Origin of the sequence: Sorangium sp. So ce131 (assembly GCF_051519095.1) — a bacterium.
Lineage (GTDB): Bacteria > Myxococcota_A > Polyangia > Polyangiales > Polyangiaceae > Sorangium.
Genome location: NZ_CP150455.1, coordinates 10,505,444 through 10,526,123, shown reverse-complemented (window position 1 = coordinate 10,526,123; position 20,680 = coordinate 10,505,444). Strand labels below are relative to the sequence as shown.

Here is a 20,680-nt window from a genome sequence, read left to right as displayed (position 1 = left end):
ATGGCGCGTGCTGAGACGCCTCAAGGGGTCGAAGTGCGGCCGCACGGGTTGAGCCCCATCGGCGCGGGGACACCCCGCTGTCAAAGTGACGGAGTTACATGAACAGGCGGTAATCATACGAAAGCGCACCCAAACGCTCTAGGAGTAGACCAATTCGGGCGATTTCGTTTGAGGACCGAATCGTTGCTGGTAACTGCGTATACAAATCGAAACTGTTCCAGTCCATCTTCGACAACCCGAGGATCTCGTTCGCCAACGTGGAAAGATCAGATGTCCCCCAATGCCGTCGAATGCGAAGAGGAGCTGGCACGGTCCGGCGTCCCTTATAATACGTTCGCCTCGCTTTAACGCTTGGCGCCGCGCCATGTACCCACAACAACGCCTCGCGCTCGTCGAGGACCACCGCAGTGCCACGATCCGTGGGCCAGATACTATCTTGGTATTCGCCGCCCCCAGACCCCCTCGCCGTCACGTACCGTAGCGATGGCTCAATGTTGACTTCTATCAAATCAACATGCGGGATCCCCGTCAGCCCCTCGAGAAGACCTGCGCGTTCTTCGCCGTCGAAGGGAGTACGCTTATGAATAACCACCCTCGTAGGCTGCTTCCACGCCGCCTCGAAGAAGAGCTGCCGGATACTCTCCGCTGCCCGTCGCGCGTCAGCTCGTGACAGGAAAGGATTCCTGTGTCGGATACGAGAGTCCTCGAGCTTGCTCAGTCGGTAGCGCAAACCGTAGCCGCGCGCATTGTACAGATGGCTGCATCCCATCAGAATGTGCTCTCCCGACCTGGCGGCACGGTCAATGCTGAATCCTAAGCCGACATAGGCCGTGTCCTCATCGAGACCGTCGATGATCCACGGAATACGCATCGATTTAGTATAAAATGACAGTGCGAGCCACCAGACGATCTCGCAGGTGTAGTTCTTCCGAACGGTTGACTCCCACAGAAATTGTGTACATCGACCCTGCTGAACGCAGTATGCCTTCACAGAGTCATGAAGCTCCATCAGATCTTCGTCGTCTTCAGACTCGTGTGCGAGGACCTTCCACCGCTCTGGCAGGTAAATCAGAATCACGCTCGGTGATGCCGCTGAAACCGACTTGATGGCGTGAACGAGGCTTGCACGGAGCTCCTGCGCGACTACGCTAAGCTTTCCTGAATTCGGTGGTTCCGGGCAAGTTGCCCACAGGGGGTCACCGGGCTCCGGCACATCGAGCGGGAGCCCGAAGGCTTTTGAGAAGCCGGGGTACTCGAGCAAATACTCCAGTTTTGTGTCTGGCGCTACCGCGTGCTGAAAACCTTCGAGAAAGCGTGCGAGGCGACCCTCTTCACCGGCGGGACAAACGACTCCAAGACGAATGCGCTGTTCAAGTCCGCGTGATGTTAGCGCAAAATCATAGGGGCGGTTCGTCAGCATGCCACGGATGGGATGCTCGTCCTTAACAAACCCCGTGCCGGAAGCGCTAGAGAACAGCAACTTCGGCTCAAGGTAAACTGTCCCACGATGCACAATGTACTTCTGCTCTTTATCAGAAATCTGGATCGGAGGTCGTGCAGAGGTCAGGGCCGCAAAGGCGACGAGTTTGCTAACTTTATATCGAAAACCAGTCCCACTCTGAAACGGAAATTCGAGCGTAACCTTCTCCTGGCCCCCGAAGAGGCGCTGCCTCCAGAGGTTGAGAGTCTCATTGAATTCCTTGTTTCCGAGCCCAGACCTCGCTCTCCGCCGTAGTTCCGCCACGGCAGCAGGCTCCGGTTTCTTCCCGTCTCGTCGCTGAACCGCAACTGTGGGGCTCAACACCATAAACATCCGTCCACCAAGCTTACGAAGATGGATGTCTACCGCATTGTATATATCGTATGCCACGCCATCAATTCGATCGAACCGAGGTTCCTCGGTAGTCCACAAGCGAGATTTCTCGCCGTAGGACAGACCAAGCTTCTGCGCGAGCGCTCGCACAAGTGCCGTGGTGAGTATGCTAAGGACTACACCATCTTGGATGAACAGTTCGCGCTCATCGATCGGCACGCGCTTAGGCGTCTCCTTTAGTCGGTCCCCAAAGGCGTCTTTAAACGCATCAATCGTTCCAACCGCGAGCACCTTCGAGCGAAGAAGTCCCGCGACTATATCGTAACCTTCCGTGTCGCTGCGCAGACGACTCCAAGCGCCCGGCTGGTCATAGCCATCGACGGACGCTTCGAAAATTTCGTTCGGGCACTCGACTGGAAACGCATTGCTTTTGATGAGCGACGATGGCGGCCTGCTACTGGGAACTGCAAAAGGCTTTGCCAGGTCCTGCGACCGCGTGCGCTCGCCGCGGATGGCGTCCAGTCGGCCACGCATATTTGCGGGCAAACACTGCGTAGCCGCACGGATGATCAAGTCATCAAAGCCGTACGTAGGCACGTACCGCACGATCCTACCCGACCTCTCCGCGGCTGCAAACAATCTGAGAACGCCGTCAGGAAGAGTCTCGTGACCATAGCCGCACCAGTAGAGGCGGCCGGATCCGGGAGAAGAGTACGCGTTGACGAACATCTCCATGATCGCCTCATCGCGACCACTATAGCCCGAAACAATGCAGTGGGTTGTGCGGAGCCTGGAAATCAGGCTCGCTGATAGCTGAGCTTCCTGCTCTTTGATTTCTGAGGGAAGGTTCTTAAGCGCATCATATCGGTAGTCGCCGTGGAGGCTTACACAGAGCAACTCACCCTTGCGGACCGGGCGCACGATCCGCTGGACACTGTCGAGTCCGATCTCCACTGGAATGATATTGGCCTCCACGGCGGCTTTAGCGACGAGTCCATCAAAGTTGGTAGTCCATACTGAATCCACCAGATCCGCCTCGGCGAGCAACGACAGCAGTCTATACCCGACGTGCGGGCGCGATCCGTGGACCTGATTCTGAAAAAACTGCCTGCGATCGTCGGAAATAGGGAAACATGCTTCAATGTAGAACCCGTACTCGTCCATTGAGTTTCGCTCGGGGTATCCTCCCTGTGCGTCGAGCCACTGTTGAATTCGCGCTCGAACACTCGACAGCGAGGTGTCGCCGAACTGCTCGGCGAGTTCCGGGTTTCGCGTGACGAAAATTTCGCGCTTCCAGCGCCAAGTGCAATCGCCCGCGGATGGGAGGCCGGAGCTGATGGATGCACCTGCGCCGAGAAAGAAGACGTGCGGTGTACCGCGATTGACGGCGATGGCGCGTACGAGTTCGTCAATTTCCAGCGAAGGGACGACCACGGCGTCGAAGCTCATCACGTACGGGGCGCGGCGTCAAGGGCGCATCAGGCGAACTGACCCTACCGAGAGGTGAGTGGACAAGATGCTGCTAGGAGGAAGTGAGCCTGACACGGTGACAGGCGCGGCCCGCCCAACGATCAGTCGATTGGTCAACCGAAGCCGCCGGACCAGGTCTGTCTAGACCGTCGCCTTTTGTAGCCTGCTTTACGGAGAATCTTACGGGTCGGCTCTGCGCCGAGTTGCTGTCCAGCGCCATAGGGTATGTCCATCTTTCCGGGGGACCGCGGGCGCCTAGAGGGGGGCGCGGCGGACCGGCAGCCGGAGGCGTCGCGCCGCGTCGCGTCTGGGTGACGCGGCGCGACACCTCATCGGGAGGTTGCCGGACACGTACCGGTCCGTTCACAACCTGGGACCGAAGGGGCCGTCGAGGGGGGCTGCGGGCGACCAGACCGCCGCGGTTCCGCACGTGGATGTAGATCATCGTCGTGCTCACGTCGCGGTGGCCGAGGATCTTCTGGATCGTAGAAGTCAACACCGACGCGCCCGATGAACTCGCGCCCCAAGGGCCTCTCGACCGCGGCCTCGTCGTGCTTCGAAGACCCCGACGGCCCCGCGCTCGCCCGGCATGGCCCAGCGTTTCGTATACGAATCGCGTCGCTCAGTCCGCCTCCGCGCTCGACGACCTCGCGTCGCTTGGCCTCGACGCCGGCACGCTCGAGGGGCTCGCGCTCTTGGGCCTCGACGCCTGCGCGCTCCCTAGGTCGCCCGCGCCCACCTCGAGCGGCTCATCTGCTCCGGTCGCCGTAGAGCGCGACGCCAGCAACGGCCCCGAGCTGGCCGATTCACGCCTCGACCTGCACGACCGCCGCGGCAAGCAGCCGCGCCGAGGCACTCGACGAGGCCCGCTATGCCGCCGAGTTGGCGGACATCGACGGCCCTGCTCTCACCGGCGCCCACCTCGACTCCGCCGCGCGTCCCGCTTGGCACGACGCTCATTTCTGCGCACAGCGCCGCGCCAGGTGACGCTTGAGCCCTCCTCGACTGTGCGACCAACCCTGCGAAATGGTTCGGCCATCCGCAGCGACGGCGCTGATGACGTGATCGGTTTACGCCGTCGTAAACCGGGCGTGGAGTCGACCCGACCGCCTCCATCCGTACGCTGGGATGGATGGACTCCCCTGACCGGCAGCCCCCGCAGGGCGCTCAGCCACCACAGCCGCCGCAGGCCCCCCAGTCGCCGCAGCCCTCGCCGCTGATCGAGGCCCTCACTGCTGCCGCGCCAGCCCTCGCCGTGGGCTTGCCGGTGGTCGTTAAGCTGCTCACCGAGGACCGCACCGACCACTACGCGCAGGAGACGCAGGTCGCCCTAGGGCGCCATCAGCTCGAGCAGGAGCGGCGGGAGCTCGCCCGAAGGGAGCGGGCGCTCGAGCGCAGGGCGGCGGAGCTGGAGCGGGAGCACAAGCGCCTCCAGGAAGAAGCCGCGCGCCTGGCGCCCACGCCGGGCGGCGATGACGGGCGCTTCCAGCGCCGCAGGAGGCCCCCGCCGTCCCGCTTCGTGACGACCTACGGCTTGGACGAACGTCACCAAGAGCGGCTGCTGGTGCCGGAATTCATCACCTATGCCTGGTGCGCTGCCTTCTGGTACCAGACGCCCGCGAAGGTGCGCGCGCAGGTGTCGAAGGCGCGCCGGAGCCAGTACGCACGGATCGCGCGGCTGCCGCCCCTTCTAGGTGAAAAGCTCGATAAGGCCGGCGTCCCGTTCTACGCGCTGCGCTTCGTGGCGTACGCTGAGACGGTCGTGGAGCAGGAGGAGAGGGCCCGCAAGATCCTCGCGGGCGAGCGTCCGCCGCGCCGGATGTCGCTACCCCCGGACGAGCCGAAGGCCTCCAAGGCGACCAAGCGCCGGAGGGGGCGACCCGCCTACCCCCGCGCGCAGCCCGGTGAGAAGAAGCCCCGAGCCGATGAGCAGGGGAGCCCCACCGCGCAGCCCCATGGAGACGACGCCGCCGAGCAGCAGGCCAACCAGTTCGACGAGGTCATGTCCCTGATCGCCTTCCACCTCGCCGGCAAGCTCGAGTCCAACAGCGACCCCGACGATGAAAGCGCCGATGACGACCTCGACGAGGATGCACCGCTCTAGTTAGCCCGCGCACCTATCGGGCAGCACCGCGGATCATGGTGCCTGGCACCCGCGCAGAATTACCAAATCGACTCCCCAAGATCGGCCCCTCGGGCGCTCCGTCGAAACGACCTAACTGCGTGTCATAAGAGCGTTTCTTCGCCTGACCAGATCCCGGTAACTCGCGATGAGTTACCGGATCATCAGAATTACCATTTCGGGCCTCCCCACGGGTTCTCGTTCAGGCTCCGTCCCACCCGAAACACTACAACAACGGAGGTTCGATATGGCAGGAGCAGCTACCCTTGCGCCATCGGCGGCTCCAGACGCGCGGTCGTCGGGCCGCGGTGGCGGGCGACGCTGCTGCACGGGCCGCATCGTGCGCAGCCCCAGGCGTTCGGCCGTCAGCGCGCGGTAACCGCGACGTGCCCCACGGCGCGCTCCCCGACGAGCCGTCCGCGCGCGGAACGGTCAAGCACCGGCGCCGTCGTGCAGCTCCAGGAGCGCGGTCGTCAGCAAGCCACCGGCGCATGCCGCAGCTCGCGGACATCGCCACACCAGCGCGGCCGCCTCGGGGCGCTCGGCGTGCGCCGCGGATCCGAGCGGCGCACCGCGGCGCGGAACGCGGGCGCCACGTTGGGGCCCTGCACACCTCCATCGCGCACGGTACCTTGGGGCCGCTGGCCGCCGTCGCAGGCTTGCCGATCTCCCTCGCGTCCGCTCGGCTGTAAACGCGAACGGCGGACGCAATTTCTTGCGACAACGGAATCCAGTGCGACCCCTCGCAGGGACGTGTAGGTCGCACACGTTGCCGGTCCGTCGCGCTCGGCTCGCGCGTCGCGTCTCCTGAGCCCTCCCGTGGACGGCCAACCGGCCGCTGGCACATCGACCCCGGGCGGCGCGCTGTGGTTCCACCGCGAACACACGCACTTCCCGGGTCGTGGCTGTCTGTCCCGCTCACCGCATGCACTTTTTTTGACACCTGCCGGGAATTTCACAGCCGAAGACGCAATGCGACTGCCTCAGCCGCGCGAGACAGCGACGCCTGGAACGCTCCCCGCCGGCCTCTGGATGATGTAGATAGCAACGCCGCGCCGGATAGGATCCCATCGAGTCTGGCGAGGCAATTCAAGGAAGCGTGCATCAGCCCCCAACGAGGTGAACCGTGCGCCCTGCTGCTCTCCTTATACGCGCATCACGCGCCGCGACCTTCGCCGCGGTCCTCTTGCTCCCTTCCGTTGGCGCCGCTGAGCCATCCGAGCGGGACCGAAAAGTTCAAGAGTTAATGCAGGAGGCGGAGAAGGCCGCGAAGCGGCTTGAGATCGCTCGCGCTCGCGACTACTGGGCGCAGATCTACGCGCTCGACCCCAGGCCGATGGCCATCTGCCAGCTTGGGCAATTCGATCTGCGCCTCGACCGCCTCGAGCAGGCCGAGGAGGAGCTCACCAAGTGCGTCGAGCAGATGCCGGCACCGACCAACGACCTCGAGCGCCGCCGCTACGAGGTGAGACACGCCGATCTCGCGGCGGTCCGGGGCCGCATGGCGGCGCTCCAGGTGAGCGCCCCGCCGGGCACGGCGCGGATCCTCGTGGACGGTCGCGAGGTGAGCGCGGGCAGTCGTGTCTTCGTCGCGCCTGGACAGCACGAGGTCACGGCGACCGGAAAGCAGGGGCAGGTGGCTCGTGCGCTCGTGAAGGTGGCGGCGGGGGACTCGCGGCACGTCTCCCTCGCCTTCGAGGTTCCGAAGTCCTCCTCTGCGAGATCCGGTGTGCCGGCTCGGGTCGCTCCAGCGTCGGCGCTCTTCCGGCGGAACCCCTGGCTCATCGGCGCCGGCGCGGCCGGCTCGGTCGCCCTGCTCGGTGCAGGCGTGGGCCTTCGCCTGGCCAGCGACGCCGCGGAGCGTGAAACGGCTGCCAAGGTGTCTCGCTTGCAAGACGGCTCGATGCTCCCGAGCAGTGCGCGGTTCAGCGAGGTCTACGACGAAGCGAACGCGGCCAACACACGAGCCAACGTGTTCCATGGCTTGGGTACGGCTGCCCTCATCACAGGTGCAGCGCTCGGCATCGCGACCGTCGTCTATGTCGTCTTTCCACGGGGCAAGGCCGAGATCCGGACGCGAGCAGGAGGCGCGGAGGTCAAGCTCGTATGGTAGCCATCGGCCATGTCTGGGAAGGCCACGAGATCCTAAACGAGGAGCGCGGCATGGTCCGTCACTTCCTCGCGCGGCAGATCGGCGACAAGAGGGATCTGGTCTGGTTGCACATCCGCGACGGCGCGCCCCTTGATGATGTCGTGTTCGCTGAAGATATCGCGCGCCTTCAGCGCCTCTCTGACGAGATTCCGGAGATCGTCCGCGTGCTCTACGGCGGGGTGAGCGGCTCCGTGGCGTGGGCAGCGACCCCCGTGCTCAGCGATGCGATCCCGCTGGTCGACGCGACGCGCGAGAACGACCTCGGACCGGCGGCTCTCAAGGTGCTGATCGACATCGGTCGCTGTCTCGTGCGTGCGCATGCGCTCTCCATCATCCATGGCGCGCTCAGTCCCGATCGGGTCTTCATCGTCGGCCATGGCCGCTACGCGATAACGCACTTCGGGTTCGCGCGTCTCTTTCAGCTCGGTGCGGAGGAAGCTCGCCAAGATCCGTACGGGTATGCACCGCCGGAGCTCCTCTCGGGTGGTCGGCTGGGATCTCGCGCGGACGTCTACGGCTTCGGCACCCTCATGTACGAGCTCCTGTGCAAACGCGCGCTCTCGCCGTGGGCCCCTCACCGGAGTTTCCCCGCCGGAACTCCTCCCGTGCTTCAGGTGATGATAAAAACCGCCCTTGAGGAGGACCCCAAGCGACGGCAGCCAAGCATCGAGAAGATGCTCTCTGTTCTGACTCCCTTTGCCCGCGAGTGGGAGGAGCTTGGCGGACCGCCGGAGCTTCCCCACGCGCACATCTTCGCGGAACCATCCGGCGCTCGGCGCGCGCCGGATGACGAAGCGCCGATCCCTGTCGAGGACGAGGCGGAGCAGTCGGTCTCGGGTGAACAGGGGAGACGAGCCAGCGAGTTCCCCACGTCGCGCGCTTCCGATGCGCCCGATACGGTCAAGAGCGTGGTGCCACCGCGGGATGACATCGCCCATGCACCTCCGGTCGCCACGCCGCGGCCTTCCGGAGCGCCCGACACGCTCAGGAGCGCGATGCCGCCGCGGAACGCGCGGGACACCGTCTCCCACGCGCCTCCGGTCGTGTCGCGGTTGCGTTCGGCCGAGCTACCGGACCTCGATCCGATGCTGCCCGTACTGCCGGCCCCCTCGACTCCTCCGCGTTCCCCGGTGCTGCCCGTCCCACCGGTGCTCTCGATCCCTCCGCGCTCGAGCGGCAGCACACGGCGCAGCTCCCCGGTGCGCCTCCTCGGCGCCGTGTTCACCCTCGCCTTCGTGCTCGGGAGCGCGGGAGCGCTCCTCCTCTGGTGGTGGCAGTCCCCCCGCAGAGCCGCGCCGCGCCTGGCGCGGCTCGTCCAGCATGTCCAGGCAGCAGCGCTCCGAGCCAGCACAGAACCTCCCCCGCGGCCGTCCGATGCGCGCCAAGCACCGCCGCCTGTCGAGTCTCGCGCCGTCACGGGCCGCCATGTCGTTTCCACGCGGCAAGCCGTGAAGACGCCGTCGAACGACGGCGACGTCTGCTACGAGCTGGTTGCTTGCGGGCCGCACAAGTACTGAAACAGGGGGGAAGGGATCACAATGCGAACGGTACCTTGGTTTGCTCTCAGCTTGCCGTTGCTGTTCGGCTGTGGAGATGAGCTCGACATCTACGGCCCGCGAACAGATGACAACCCTGTATTGCTTTGGGTCGCGCGAACCCCGGATCTTCCCCCATGCCCCGACGGCCGCCTGGACTACTGGGATGGTTGGGCCGATGTAGAGGCACCTGGCAAAGGCGTATGCGGGGAGTGCGAGTGCGGCCCTGCGGTCTGCATGCCGCCATCGGCGATAACAGCGCACCAGACACCCGGCTGCGGCGACGAAGGATCTCCGCTCATGCTAGATACTGTGACGAAGGATCCTGCAAGGTGCACCAACATCATGCCACGTTTGCCAGACGATGCGCTCGCATCTGTCACCTTCAATCCGCCGGCCATCGCACCGAGCTGCGCCCCGCTGAAGCAGTTCGATCCGCCGCCGATTTCCGGTAGATTTGCGAGAGCCTGCCCTTGGACCGGATATGACGCAGAGTACAACTGGTTGGTCTGTATCGCGCCCGAGCAGGACGGCGAATGTCGACCGGGCTTCTCGGCTCGCTTCGAGCTCGCAGAGAGGATCAGCGACGACCGCTTGTGCACAGCTTGCGATTGCGAGGCCCCGGTAGGCGGAAGCTGCAAGGCCGATGTCCTGCTCTTCCGCGACGCAGGCTGCACGGACCTGATGATCTCTATCAATGGAATCCCACAAGAAGACACCCTGTGCGCCGATACGCCCGCAGACTCACCGCTGGCAGCGGCACGCGTGATCCTCGCGGAGAATGCACCAGGCACGTGCTCGCCAACATCAAGCCTCTCCACCATCAAGGGAAAGATCACGCGCGGAGCAACACGCAAATTTTGTTGCTCTCAGTTGAGGCTCGTTGAGGGCAGGTAATTCGAACAAGGGTAGGTGCACGCAATGAGACCGGTTCCGCTGTTCACAGTAGTAATGTCGTTCCTCATGGGTTGCTCTTCGGATGCGCCGGAGCTGCCAGAGCCGGATCCCAGCACCAAGTTCTATCTCTACGGAGGTACTATCGATAGCGCTCCAAGCTGCACCGGCAAGATGTTGTGGGAAGGATGGACAGCGGACAAAGAATGGTACGAATGCGAACGTTGCGAGTGTCGAAATTCTGTCTGCACGATGCCGTCCAAGGTCATCGCACATCCTTGGCTCTGCTCCGACGATGCCGGTGCAGTCATGCTGGAGGCTGATCCTTCAGGTTGTGGACCGCTGGCCTCACCCGTTTTGAGAGAATCCTTCGAATCCCTCACATTTGAGCCGCCGACGCAGCCTACCTGCGAGCCCGTAGTGTCAAGACCCAATCCGTCGCGAGCGTACATGAACTTCGTCAGGGCTTGCGCGCCCGGTCCCTCTGACACCGACCCCGAATCGTTCAACATATGCTTCCCTCCGCAGCCGAGTGGGGACTGCTGGAGCGGCTACACAAGACGATACGAAATGCTGTTAGTCAACGATACACGCAAATGCTCCGAATGCACGTGTGGCCCGCCCAGCGGCGGCAAGTGCGTCGCAGAGACGGTACTGTTCCGCAACGAAAACTGCGGCGATCCACTCATTACCACCATCCTTTCCGCAGTCGATGCGCCGGCCTGTACGTCGGCCATCGGCGACGGAGACATCGTTTCGATGGGCATTTTTGCGCTACAAAGTGAACCCGCCACGTGCGTTCCTTCAGAGCCCGTGATCGTGAGCGGCAGACTGGAGGAGGGGAAAACGCACGTCGCCTGTTGCGACCGCTAGAAGCGCTCACGGGATGGCCCGTAACCTGACTCGCCGCGTAGGCGTGGTCGGAATCTTTTTCAGCGGTCCAGACGTCCAATACTTCCGAACAGCGAGGGGTCGACGATGCGATCATTGCCGTACATGCTGATCAGCCTGGCAACGTTTCTCGCGTGCGGAGATCCGGGCCCTGAACCTGATCCAGATCAACTCCCCGATCCGCACCGACTGTCCTGGCTCTGGGTTGGCCCGTACTGGGACCGTCCTCCGTGTCCCCAATACCGCCTGATGTATTGGCAAGGGTGGACCGAAGGGGTTGTCGAATGCAGTGGGTGCACGTGTGGCCCGGCCGTGTGTGCACTGCCGTCCCGGGTGACAGCACATGCGTCAATGTGTCCTGCCGACGACGACGGCGGCGCGGAGGTCGCGTTTGATTCTGGCACAGGATGGGACGGATCGTGCGTCACTCTGCCTCCGCCTGCGTCGAACTCCGCCGTCGCCTCCGTGGCGTTCGAGCCGCCCACGCTTTTGCCGTGCGAAGCCCTGCCGCCGCCTAACGCCCGAAAGATGGTCCTGGCTTGCCCGTACATCTCTGACAAGGCGCCCGCGACCCTCTTCACCTTATGCGCCGATCCTGAACCCGACGGCACGTGTCCTTCTGGGTTCTCCGATCGGAGGATCTACACAGAGAAGCCGAATGACGAGCCCGATTGTCCGCCGTGTGAGTGCGATGCTCCGACCGGTGGCAACTGCGTGGCCGACGTTCACCTGTACGCCGGAGCGACATGCGACAACCCGATCGCGGCCGAGGCACTTGGACTGGGCCTAGGTGACCGCCTGTGCGCTGACACCTCTGCGCCCTCGCCGTTCCGGTCGGTACGCGCGGAGTTCGCGCAGGCCGAGGCAGGAACTTGCTCGCCGCGCTCGCTCCCGCCGGAATTTCTTGAGCCTGCAAAACTCGGAGAGTCGCGCGTATTCTGCTGCACGCAATAACGGCCTATCGTAGCCGCCGTCAGTGTCAACCGGTCCGTCAGCTCGTACGGCCGCTCCTCAACCCTTCGGGGTCCGAGTCCACGAGCCAACTTGCCAGGAAGCTGGAGGCCCAAGCGACCATGGAGGCTGGCGGCTCGCCTTCACCGTTCCACCCAGCGACCAGCGCTTCGATCTCGCCGATGGCAGCTTCGAGTTCGCGCTTGGACGCTATGCCGCGGGGAGTCTTCGGCGGATCCATCAGCATCCGAGTTTTTGCAAGCACTCTCATTACTTCCTCTTTGCGCAGGACGCCATCCGTCGTCACCACCCAGTAGGAAGAACCGGTCTGCAGCTCAGGCATCAGGGCCCATACGATCTGATAGAGCGCCGCGAGCACGGTAAGCACCGCAACGAGCGAATTTGTAAGCTTGCTCGCTTCGATATCTGCACCGGGCGCCGACACTTCAGACGGCGATGGCTTCACCCATGTATGCTGGTTCGAAAACAGGCAATCGTAGAGTCTTACCTCCCCGGGAAGCCGTAGGCCCGCTGTCACGTCCGGTACGAGCACGGTCCCGATCTCTGGCGGCATGCGCTCGCAACCGAAGGTCGCTTCAATATCACGTGAGATCCACTCCGCACATGCTTGCTCGTCGGGCAGCAAATCAAAGGAGACATATCTCTCCCTGACGGTAGCGAACCTGAGACTATCGTCCGGGTGCGACACGAAACCTGGATCCAACGGGCTTCGATGAACAAGGATATGCATACCTCGAAAGTTGACGGAGAACAAGTCCCTCGTTCGTTTGACGATCTCGATCGTGCGCGAGCTGTGGACGATGTAGTAAGGAGCCAGGAAGCTTATTTGGAACCACAGGGTTCGGCCCGTAGAATCGGGCAGATCGATCGTAAAGGAATAGCATCCGTCCCAGCCGCCGGTGGGGAGATGTAGCGAGTGGTTCATGAGCATCCCAGGGAAGCGGTCTCCGATGCGACGCAGCATGGAGTGCCAGCGCTCGTCCTTTGATGCCTGGATCCGCGCGGCCACGAGCCGGGCGTGTTCTTCCGTCTTCTCGCAGAGCTGGGCGTCAATATCGCCATTATCGGCGACTCCAACACCACGGCGATAGTATCGATCGACAATTTCGAGCAGCTCATCGATGCTGTGTTTCATAGAATCACTTGACCCTGGCACCAAGTTCTTCGTAATACTTCGGAAACCGTTCTCTCATGCAACCTTTGTGTCTGTCACAGAATATGCCCGGCGGGAGATCCCGACCGCCCTCCTCGTATAGATAATCGGCGCACCTATTCGCGACATCGGTACTATAGATCGCTGCGGTCTCTGCTGAGATCATTCCCCAAGCCTTTGCTCGTATGGGCATCCCGACGATGACCACACACGCGGCGTCGCCTTCTAGATTGTGGCCAAAAAACAGTTTTGCGGTTGCCTCCTGCCACCCACCTGCCACACTGGTCCCATCGTAGGCGAGGGTCGTAACAAAGTTGAAGACCCGCGGGTCAATCGGCTTAGTACCTGTGCACCCCATGCTCGGGGCGCCGCTCTGCTGGCAGGGATCCGGCGGGTTCGTCGGGCTAGCTGTAGGCCTGTCCGAGCTGTCGCTCGGGGTTTCCTCCTCGTCTTCGTCCTCCATCTTGTTGCACTGGATCTTGCGCTCGCCGCCTTCCGGCGGCTCCGCCCCGAAGTCGCCCGACGCGACGGAGGTGTAGACGGGAACGGGCGGCCCGACTGGTCCACCTGCGCCTTCACCCTTAACCCACTCCTCGCGGGGATAGCAGTCTCCTACCGTCCAGTTGCAGGCCGACAGCATGTAGATGGCGGCAGTCAGAATCGGAAGAAGAATTCCTTTTGCGTTCATTTTACACTCCATCGAAGCACGGGACCGACAACGACAAGCACTGATACGTAACCCGGGAGAACAAGGCTGCTCCCGCCGTTCCAGTCGACATTGGCACTCACGGACACACCGAGCGGTCCTGCGATGTACGCATTGGTTTGCGCATGTGCCCCTGCCGCCATCCCGGCAACGTGCCCACACAATGTGCTTCCGCAAGCCGGCATGAAGTAGATCGCGACGGATGGGCCAGCGCTGAAATCGCCATTCTTCCAACCATACCCGAGAGCGGCGATGGTGCTATTGTAGACACCGGCCCCACCTATCTGGATTGGAGGCACGACGCTGAGCAGATCGTGAACACCTAATAGGATGTTGCCGTTGATGCGCCACGATATTCCCGCGTGCGGACTCACCGCCAGGTGCGTCACGGTGCCAGCCTGGATCCCCCCAAAACTAATTCCGGCACTCAGCTCGGATGCGTCTGCCTGCGAGGGACCGACACTGAGCAGGAGAGCGAACACTGCCGACGATGAGATCTGCCGGTCTGTCGTCCTCATCGTCTCCCTCCCGGTCGTCCGAAACACGCGAGCAACGTGGCGACGCGGCCCATTCTTCTGATCACGGGATCGGCGTCAAACGGAATCTCGACGAGAACACTACACGGGCCAGGGCTCGTACCGTCCGGAGCGTGCGCCAGCGCGCAGCGACCTGCGCGGCTGCGGCGCGTGTCGGCCTGCTGGCGCCAGCTGCCTGTCCACGCCGCCGCGAGAGCGCGCTACCGGCCACACGACCCGGGCTGCACGATGTCGGCTGCAAGCCCGACCCAGCGCGGCGCCGTGTGCGGGCAGCTGTGACGGCCGCGCGCCGGGCGCCGCACGCCGTCGCTCGCGCGGCCGCGCCGCCCGCGAGCGCGGCGCCTGGCGGCGGCCTGCGCGATCAGCGACGACGACGCGCTAGCGCTCACGCGCCTGGAGCCGCACGACGTCGCGCTCGCGTCCGCGCCGGCCGCGAGCACCGCACGTCGCGGCGCCATCGGCGGCAGCCACGAGACCGGCTACGGCTCGCCCGAGAGGGCTCCGCAGGCCCCGCAGCCCCGACCATCCCGTGGCTCTCGCCGCTGCTCGAGGGCTTCGCCGCGGTGGTGTTGCGCAGGTGCGCAGGCGGCTACGCGGCGGGAGTGTTCGCCAACCAGACGGTCGACGAACGGCCAGTCACCAGCGCCCGACGTGGCCCTCGACCTTCGCGGCCGCTCTGCGCCCGTCCCGAGCTCGCCCACGTCCGCCTCGACGCCGCTGCGATGTACCCGTAGAGATGCGTGCAAGATGGACGCGGCCTTCGGGGCCCCCGGCCGCGTACGCCCGCCCGTTCCGCACGTTTGCTGAGCCTGCGGCCGGGCGCGCGGAGCCTGCGGCCGGGCGCGCGCTGGCCCGCCTGAACGCGCGCGTAGCGTAGCGCGTGCATGCCGCTATGCTTCGGGGGCTGATCAGGGTAAGGTGATGAACTGTGACCATCTCGGCACCCCAGGGTTGGCTATACGAGCCCGACGAGCAACCCAAGCGGAAGCACCGCTGGAATAATCCTCATGCCGGTTTTGCCATGCAGAACGGCGAGAAAGTCGGGAAATGCCCGAACGGCATGACGAACACTCAGGCTCAGATACTCCTGAATACCCAGAGCGTTCCATTCTTCAACTCGAAGGCGCTGGGCCCGAACCCTGACCGGCTTTACGTGGTGCACGATGGTGTTGTCTACCGCGCACACCCGACGCGAGCGGGGATATCCTTCCACGCCTTTCCGGAAGACCCTGCACGCCTTGCGCACCTTCCCAAAAGATGGCGGGACCGAATCATTGAGCTGGCCGATCAGCTCGGCTGCAAGAAGGCCGTGCTAGATTGGATGGAAGGATGAAGTACTTCGGCGCACCTGAAGCCTTCGGCTTCGACATGCAGTGGTTGAGTGGTGGCGGCACGACCGCTGCTGAAGTCACGCGTGGGAAGCTCCGGGTGTGGGTTGGCGCACGCAGCGTCTGGGGGGAGGCGGGGGGGCTGGAATGGACATGGATCGAACTACTCGAACATCTGGCTCGATTCTGGCCATATTTGATTCTTGAGGAGATGGACCCACTGGGGCTCGGTGAACCGATTGAGGTAATCTGGAGCCTTGCGCAGCAGCGCTGGGCGACCGAGAGCGAAGTCCAGCGTGCTGACGAGGAAGAGTTGCTACACTCCTACTTGGAGGCCCATGATCTTGCTGCGGGGCTGGCTGGCGTCTTTCCAGCATCCGTCTTTGTCACTCGCGAAGGTAATCTGGCTCGAGTCGCCGCCCGCGGCACTGTAGTCAAGGTGCCGCTTGAGCAGGTCGAGACTGCGTTAGTCAACTTGGGGGACGCGATTGCTGCGCGCCTGAATGGGCTCAGTGATCATCGAACTGTCGCTGCACTCGCATCGTGGCGCGGCCGAGAGGGCAATCTGCCGGCGTCAGCTGCGGCTGCGGCAACGGGATTGCCCGAGGCGGACGTCGTTCAGCTGTTTAGAAACGTGGCACCAGAGCTAGCAACAGCTGATTTGGCCGTGCTACGAGCGCCCAACGAGCTCCTCGCGGTTGCTCGCATGACAGCTGGCAGCATTCCCATCGAAACGGTCGAACGCATTCTTCGGGTGGTGCACACGCAGCCTCAAGTTTGGACCGGGCCGCTCGATGAAGTTGCTGCAAAGCTAGAAGCACCAGCGCGGCAACATGCTGATGCGCCGCCATGGGCGCAAGGTTATGCGCTAGCACAGGAGCTGCGAGAGCTGCTTCAGACCGGAGACACTCATCGAGTGGAGCCCGAGGCGCTTCTCCAGCAATGGAATATTCCGATTGGTGACATTGACGTTGAAAGTCGGCTAATCGATGCGTTATGCGTTTGGGGCCCGAAGCATGGTCCCGCGATACTCGTCAATCGAAGAGGCCTTCACGGTCGGATGAATGGTCGTAGGGCCACCCTTGCACATGAGATCGCTCATCTGCTTTTGGACCGCGGTGGCGGCCTGCCTGTAGGTGAAGTGCTTGGCGGGAGGGTGCCGCAAGAGTTGGAGCAGCGAGCAAAATCCTTCGCGGCGGAACTTCTGCTTCCTCGTTTCGAAGCATACCGGCGCTTTGTTGCGGCAGCGGACCTGACTGCTGAGCTCCGGGCACTGAGCCGTGAGTATGGCGTGAGCATGGAAATCGTAGCGTGGCAGATTCGGAACGGCGCGACGTCGCCGCTTCCACCGCAGCTGCGCGCAGTTCTCAGCAGTTACGTCTCACGTCCCGGCTCATTCTGAGATCTTCAGGCCCGTTCTCGCCAAATCGTCCGCGGATCCGTGCTCACTGACAGCTGTAGCCTGCCCGCGTAACAACCCGCTGCAGCCGACGGCGCTTCGCGCCGCGGCTGAGCGGGTGACCGTTCGGGGGGCAGAGTGCGGGGACGCAGGCACGATCCCGAAACAGGCGGCAGCGCATCGAAGGGCCCGACAACGGAGCAGCGAGCGAAGGAGAATCCTCGGCGCTGCGCGCCACCGGGCCAGGCGCCGACCCCGAGCGGTGAGGTCGCGGGCCCTTGACCGCGGCGGCGCGCCGGCGCAGGGCGCCCCGTTGGGCCACACCGGAGCCGCCCTCGGCGGCGAGACAGGAGGAAGCTGTGGAAAGCTACTGCTTCCGGTGGCCGCTCGTTATCGATTGGTTTCGCTGGCGGGATTTCTGACACGCGGAACTAGCCGAGGTGCCCGACCTCCGCTTCGACGTCCGCAACGGCCCCGAGCGTGCCTAGGTGGACGACGGCGACCCCGAGTTCGTGCCCGGGAACCTCGACGGCGGCTACGCGTGCAGCGGCCGCCCGGCCCGACGCCCGCGCCGCGGGACAGCGCCGATCGGCTCCGGCGCCATGTGCTCAACGGGCGGCCGCGCCGAGTTCCTCCGTGTCGAGTTGCTGATGGTGAACGACCACAGCCCCGAGCGCGTGCCCCAGGCGCAGCACTCTGAAGCCGCGCCCCCGACGACCCGCGACCACCAGCACCGGCACCGGCGCGCGCCCATGGCCCCATACAGCTCCCCCGGCCTCCCCACGCTTCCCGCGCGCAGCTGCCGGGCACAGCAGCCAACCATCTGAAACCACTCAGGATTGTTTCTGCATCTACGAATTGTTTTCCTCTTGCAGTTTACTTCACCGAACAGGCTGGGCCGCGCGGCGGAAGGCCCGCGGCGCCGGGCGGCTGCGTCCTCAGACGCGCCTGCACCACCGCCAGCACCTTCTCCGGGAGCGCCTCGCCCAGCTCCTCGCGGCTGCGCGGGTCAGCTCCTCCAAGTGGAAGGGATCGCCGCCGGCTTGCGCGACCACACGCGCTTCGGTCTTGGCGGGGGCCCCCTGCTGAGCGCGGCCCGCACCGGCGCCTCCGCCGCGGGCGGCCGGAATTCGGGGAGCTTGAGCTCGGGAGGTAGCGCTCGCCCCAGACCGCGGAAACGCCGCGCGCACCTCGGGGCGCCCGACGCGAGCAGGAAGAGCGGCCGGGCTGGCAGATGGCAGAGCACGGCATCAACGTGCCTCACCGAATGGCCGTCGCCCCGGTGCTTACATGGCCGGTCCTGCTTTCGAGGCGCGACGCGGCAGTCTGCGATGAAGCGCGCAATATTCGTTTCCAGGGGCGCAGGTAATCCGTGGTGAGATCCGCAGGCGCCCGAGATCCGTTTGCGCATCCCGGCAGACGTCGCTCGACGTCGGCCTCGCCGCTGCCAGGGCCTCCCCGCGGTGCTACCCTCCGTCCGCTGCACCATGCGCCTTCGCTCCCGCCCCGGCCCGAGGCGCCCTCTCCTCGCCGCGATCGCGCTCCCCGCGTCGCTCGTCGCCTGCGCCCCTTCTCCGCCCGCCCCCGGCGCCTCGCACGCCGCGCCGCTCGATCCCCTCGCGCCGTACACGCCGGCCAGCGCCCTCCCGGGCTCCTCCCGCGTCGACTTCCAGCTCCCGCGCCGCGGCTTACCCCCGTTCTACGCCCTCCCCTGGCCGAGCGAGCTCTTGCGCCGCGCGGACGGCTCCATCGACTGGAGCACCTTCCCCGGCGCCCGCAAGGCGCTTATCTCCACCTACCTCGCAACGGCCGAGTCCGACCGCACCGGCTTCTCCATCGCGCCATCCCTCTACTTCCACTTCTCGTCACCACCGGGCGTCCACCGTCTCCCCGCCCGTCCGGCCGACACCACGTCGCTCCGCTCTCCGGTCTTCCTCGTGGACGTCGATCCCCAGAGCCCCGACCGCGGCGCGTTCATCCCGCTCGAGCTCCGCTACATCCCATCTCCTCTCCGCTTCATCCCCGCAGGCACGCTCGCCGCCAAGCCGATCCCCGGCGTCGTGCTCCGGCCGGGCACGCTCCACCTCGCCGTCGTCCGGCGCGATCTCGGCGACCCGTCCGGGCAGCCGCTCGGCACCACGCTCGACCTCGAGAAGACGAAATGGACTGCCCCGCTCCCCGACCCGAGCGAGGAGCGCGCCCGCGCGCTGCACGTCGAGCCCCTCGACTACCTCGCCTCCCGCGGGCTCTCCCGCGCCGAGATCGCCGCCGTGGCGCTCTTCCGCACGAGCACGCCGCACGCCGTCTCCGAGCGGCTCTTCGACGCAGCGACGCGCCTGCCACCCGCCCTCGCCCCGAGGCTGCTCAGCGCCGCGTGGCAGGCCGATCCGTCACCCCCCAAGGCGCGCCGCTCCTATTTCACGATCGCCGGGCATTACTGCACGCCAAACTTCCAATCGCGGATCGCCGACGCCCCATTCCTCTCGGGCGGCGGCACCCTCGCCCTCGGCGACGACGGCGCGCCGCGCGTCGTCGAGCTCCCCCCGGGTTCGCGTTATCGCGCCGACGCGTGCGGCGGCCTCCTCCGCGCCCGTTATGTGCTGACCGTGCCCAAGGGCCCGCCGCCGCCCGGCGGCTTTCCGCTGCTGGTCACGGCCCACGGCACCGGCGGCGACGCGACCACGTTCCTCGGCGACGACAACTTCGCGGGCTGGGCCGCCCGCCTGGGCATCGCCGCCGTCTCCACCGATCAACCGCTGCACGGCGGCGCCGACGCGCTCGGCGCGCGCCCCGGCAGCCGGGACGCCGGCGTCATCTCGCTCGCGGGCATCCCGCTGGGCCTCTTCCGCGGCGAGAAGCTCGGGCCGGAGCTCGCCTTCTACAACCCGCTGAACCCCGCGGCGACGCGCGACAACCTGCGCCAGGCCGGCGTCGATGCGAGCCTGCTCGCGCGGCTGATCGTCGGCACGGATCTCTCGAAAGCGACGCGCCCGGGGCGCGGCGGCCCGCTCCTGCGCAAGATCCCCGGCCGCGCGGCGCCCCGCTTCGACACGGCCCGCGTCCTCCTCGCCGGCCACTCGCAAGGCAGCCAGTCGGCGGCGGCGCAGGCCGCGCTCGATCCGCTCTTTCGCGGCGTGATCCTCTCGGGGTGCGGCGGCGACGCGCGCCTCGGCATCCTCCGCCGCGAGGACCTCCCGGTCATGCCGTTCATCGGGGCCGCGCTGGGGCTCCGGAGCGGCGAGCTCACCGAGTTCCACCCCTTCATGACGCTCGTGCAGGGCCTCATCGATCCCGTGGATCCGCAGAGCTACGCGCGCCTCTACCGCGAGCCGCTGCCCGGCCGGAGGCCCCAGAACGTGCTCCATTACGGCGGGCTCACCGACACGTACACTCCGCCCGAGACCGCCGTCGCCTTAGCCATCGCGCTGGGCGCGACCCCGCTCCGCCCGGTCCGCGCGACCGCGGGGGTGCTCCCCTTCCTCCGCGCCGCGCAGCCGGAACGACCGCTCAGCGGCAACCTCGCCGGCGGACAGGCCACCGCGGCGTTCGTGCAGGTGCCCGCGAGGTCCGGCGAGGACGGCCATTTCGTCCTCTTTCACGAGCGCGACGCCGCGACGCTCGCCCTACAGTTCATGCGAAGCGCGGTCGCGAGCCCGGGCGGCCCCGCCGAGGTGGGCCCCGCGCCAGCGGCGGGCCGCTGATCAGGTGC

11 protein-coding genes are annotated in these 20,680 nt (G+C 65.3%); 8 read left to right on the top strand and 3 right to left on the bottom strand.

From position 1 onward, the window contains the following. Positions 1-94: 94 nt before the first annotated feature. Positions 95-3,262: an SIR2 family protein gene (locus WMF43_RS38215; protein ID WP_437684174.1), complete on the bottom strand. Its 3,168-nt coding sequence runs from the start codon at positions 3,260-3,262 to the stop codon at positions 95-97. 1,153 nt (positions 3,263-4,415) lie between these two features. Here WMF43_RS38215 and WMF43_RS38210 point away from each other — a divergent pair. From WMF43_RS38210 to WMF43_RS38190, 5 genes are all read left to right on the top strand, one after another. Continuing rightward, on the top strand, positions 4,416-5,387 hold the full coding sequence (locus tag WMF43_RS38210; RefSeq protein WP_437672508.1) for a hypothetical protein: 972 nt from the start codon (positions 4,416-4,418) through the stop codon (positions 5,385-5,387). A 1,144-nt stretch (positions 5,388-6,531) separates the two neighbouring features. Next, the gene (locus WMF43_RS38205; RefSeq protein WP_437672506.1) at positions 6,532-7,518 is read left to right on the top strand and encodes a hypothetical protein; all 987 of its coding nucleotides are present in this window, start codon (positions 6,532-6,534) and stop codon (positions 7,516-7,518) included. Next, entirely contained in the window at positions 7,512-9,074 is a 1,563-nt protein-coding gene (locus tag WMF43_RS38200) for a protein kinase domain-containing protein (protein ID WP_437672504.1), read from the top strand. The genes WMF43_RS38205 and WMF43_RS38200 overlap by 7 nt, the downstream gene beginning before the upstream one ends. Positions 9,075-9,392: 318 nt before the next feature. Beyond that, the gene (locus WMF43_RS38195) at positions 9,393-9,989 is read left to right on the top strand and encodes a hypothetical protein (protein ID WP_437672502.1); all 597 of its coding nucleotides are present in this window, start codon (positions 9,393-9,395) and stop codon (positions 9,987-9,989) included. A 567-nt stretch (positions 9,990-10,556) separates the two neighbouring features. Then, positions 10,557-10,859, top strand: coding sequence for a hypothetical protein (locus WMF43_RS38190; RefSeq protein WP_437672500.1), 303 nt, complete (start codon positions 10,557-10,559; stop codon positions 10,857-10,859). A gap of 1,009 nt (positions 10,860-11,868) precedes the next feature. Here WMF43_RS38190 and WMF43_RS38185 read toward each other — a convergent pair. Together WMF43_RS38185 and WMF43_RS38180 are read right to left on the bottom strand one after the other, a co-directional pair. After that, the gene (locus tag WMF43_RS38185; protein ID WP_437672498.1) at positions 11,869-12,984 is read right to left on the bottom strand and encodes a hypothetical protein; all 1,116 of its coding nucleotides are present in this window, start codon (positions 12,982-12,984) and stop codon (positions 11,869-11,871) included. A 4-nt stretch (positions 12,985-12,988) separates the two neighbouring features. Next, a complete protein-coding gene (locus tag WMF43_RS38180; RefSeq protein WP_437672496.1) occupies positions 12,989-13,690 on the bottom strand; it encodes a hypothetical protein in 702 nt (233 codons plus the stop codon). Positions 13,691-15,172: 1,482 nt separating this feature from the next. Here WMF43_RS38180 and WMF43_RS38175 point away from each other — a divergent pair. From WMF43_RS38175 to WMF43_RS38165, 3 genes are all read left to right on the top strand, one after another. Further along, complete coding sequence (locus WMF43_RS38175) at positions 15,173-15,577, top strand: hypothetical protein (protein ID WP_437672494.1); 405 nt, start codon at positions 15,173-15,175, stop codon at positions 15,575-15,577. Continuing rightward, a complete protein-coding gene (locus WMF43_RS38170) occupies positions 15,574-16,974 on the top strand; it encodes an ImmA/IrrE family metallo-endopeptidase (protein ID WP_437672492.1) in 1,401 nt (466 codons plus the stop codon). The genes WMF43_RS38175 and WMF43_RS38170 overlap by 4 nt, the downstream gene beginning before the upstream one ends. Before the next feature lie 1,484 nt (positions 16,975-18,458). Further along, positions 18,459-20,672, top strand: coding sequence for a hypothetical protein (locus tag WMF43_RS38165; RefSeq protein ID WP_437672490.1), 2,214 nt, complete (start codon positions 18,459-18,461; stop codon positions 20,670-20,672). The last annotated feature ends 8 nt before the right edge of the window (positions 20,673-20,680 follow it).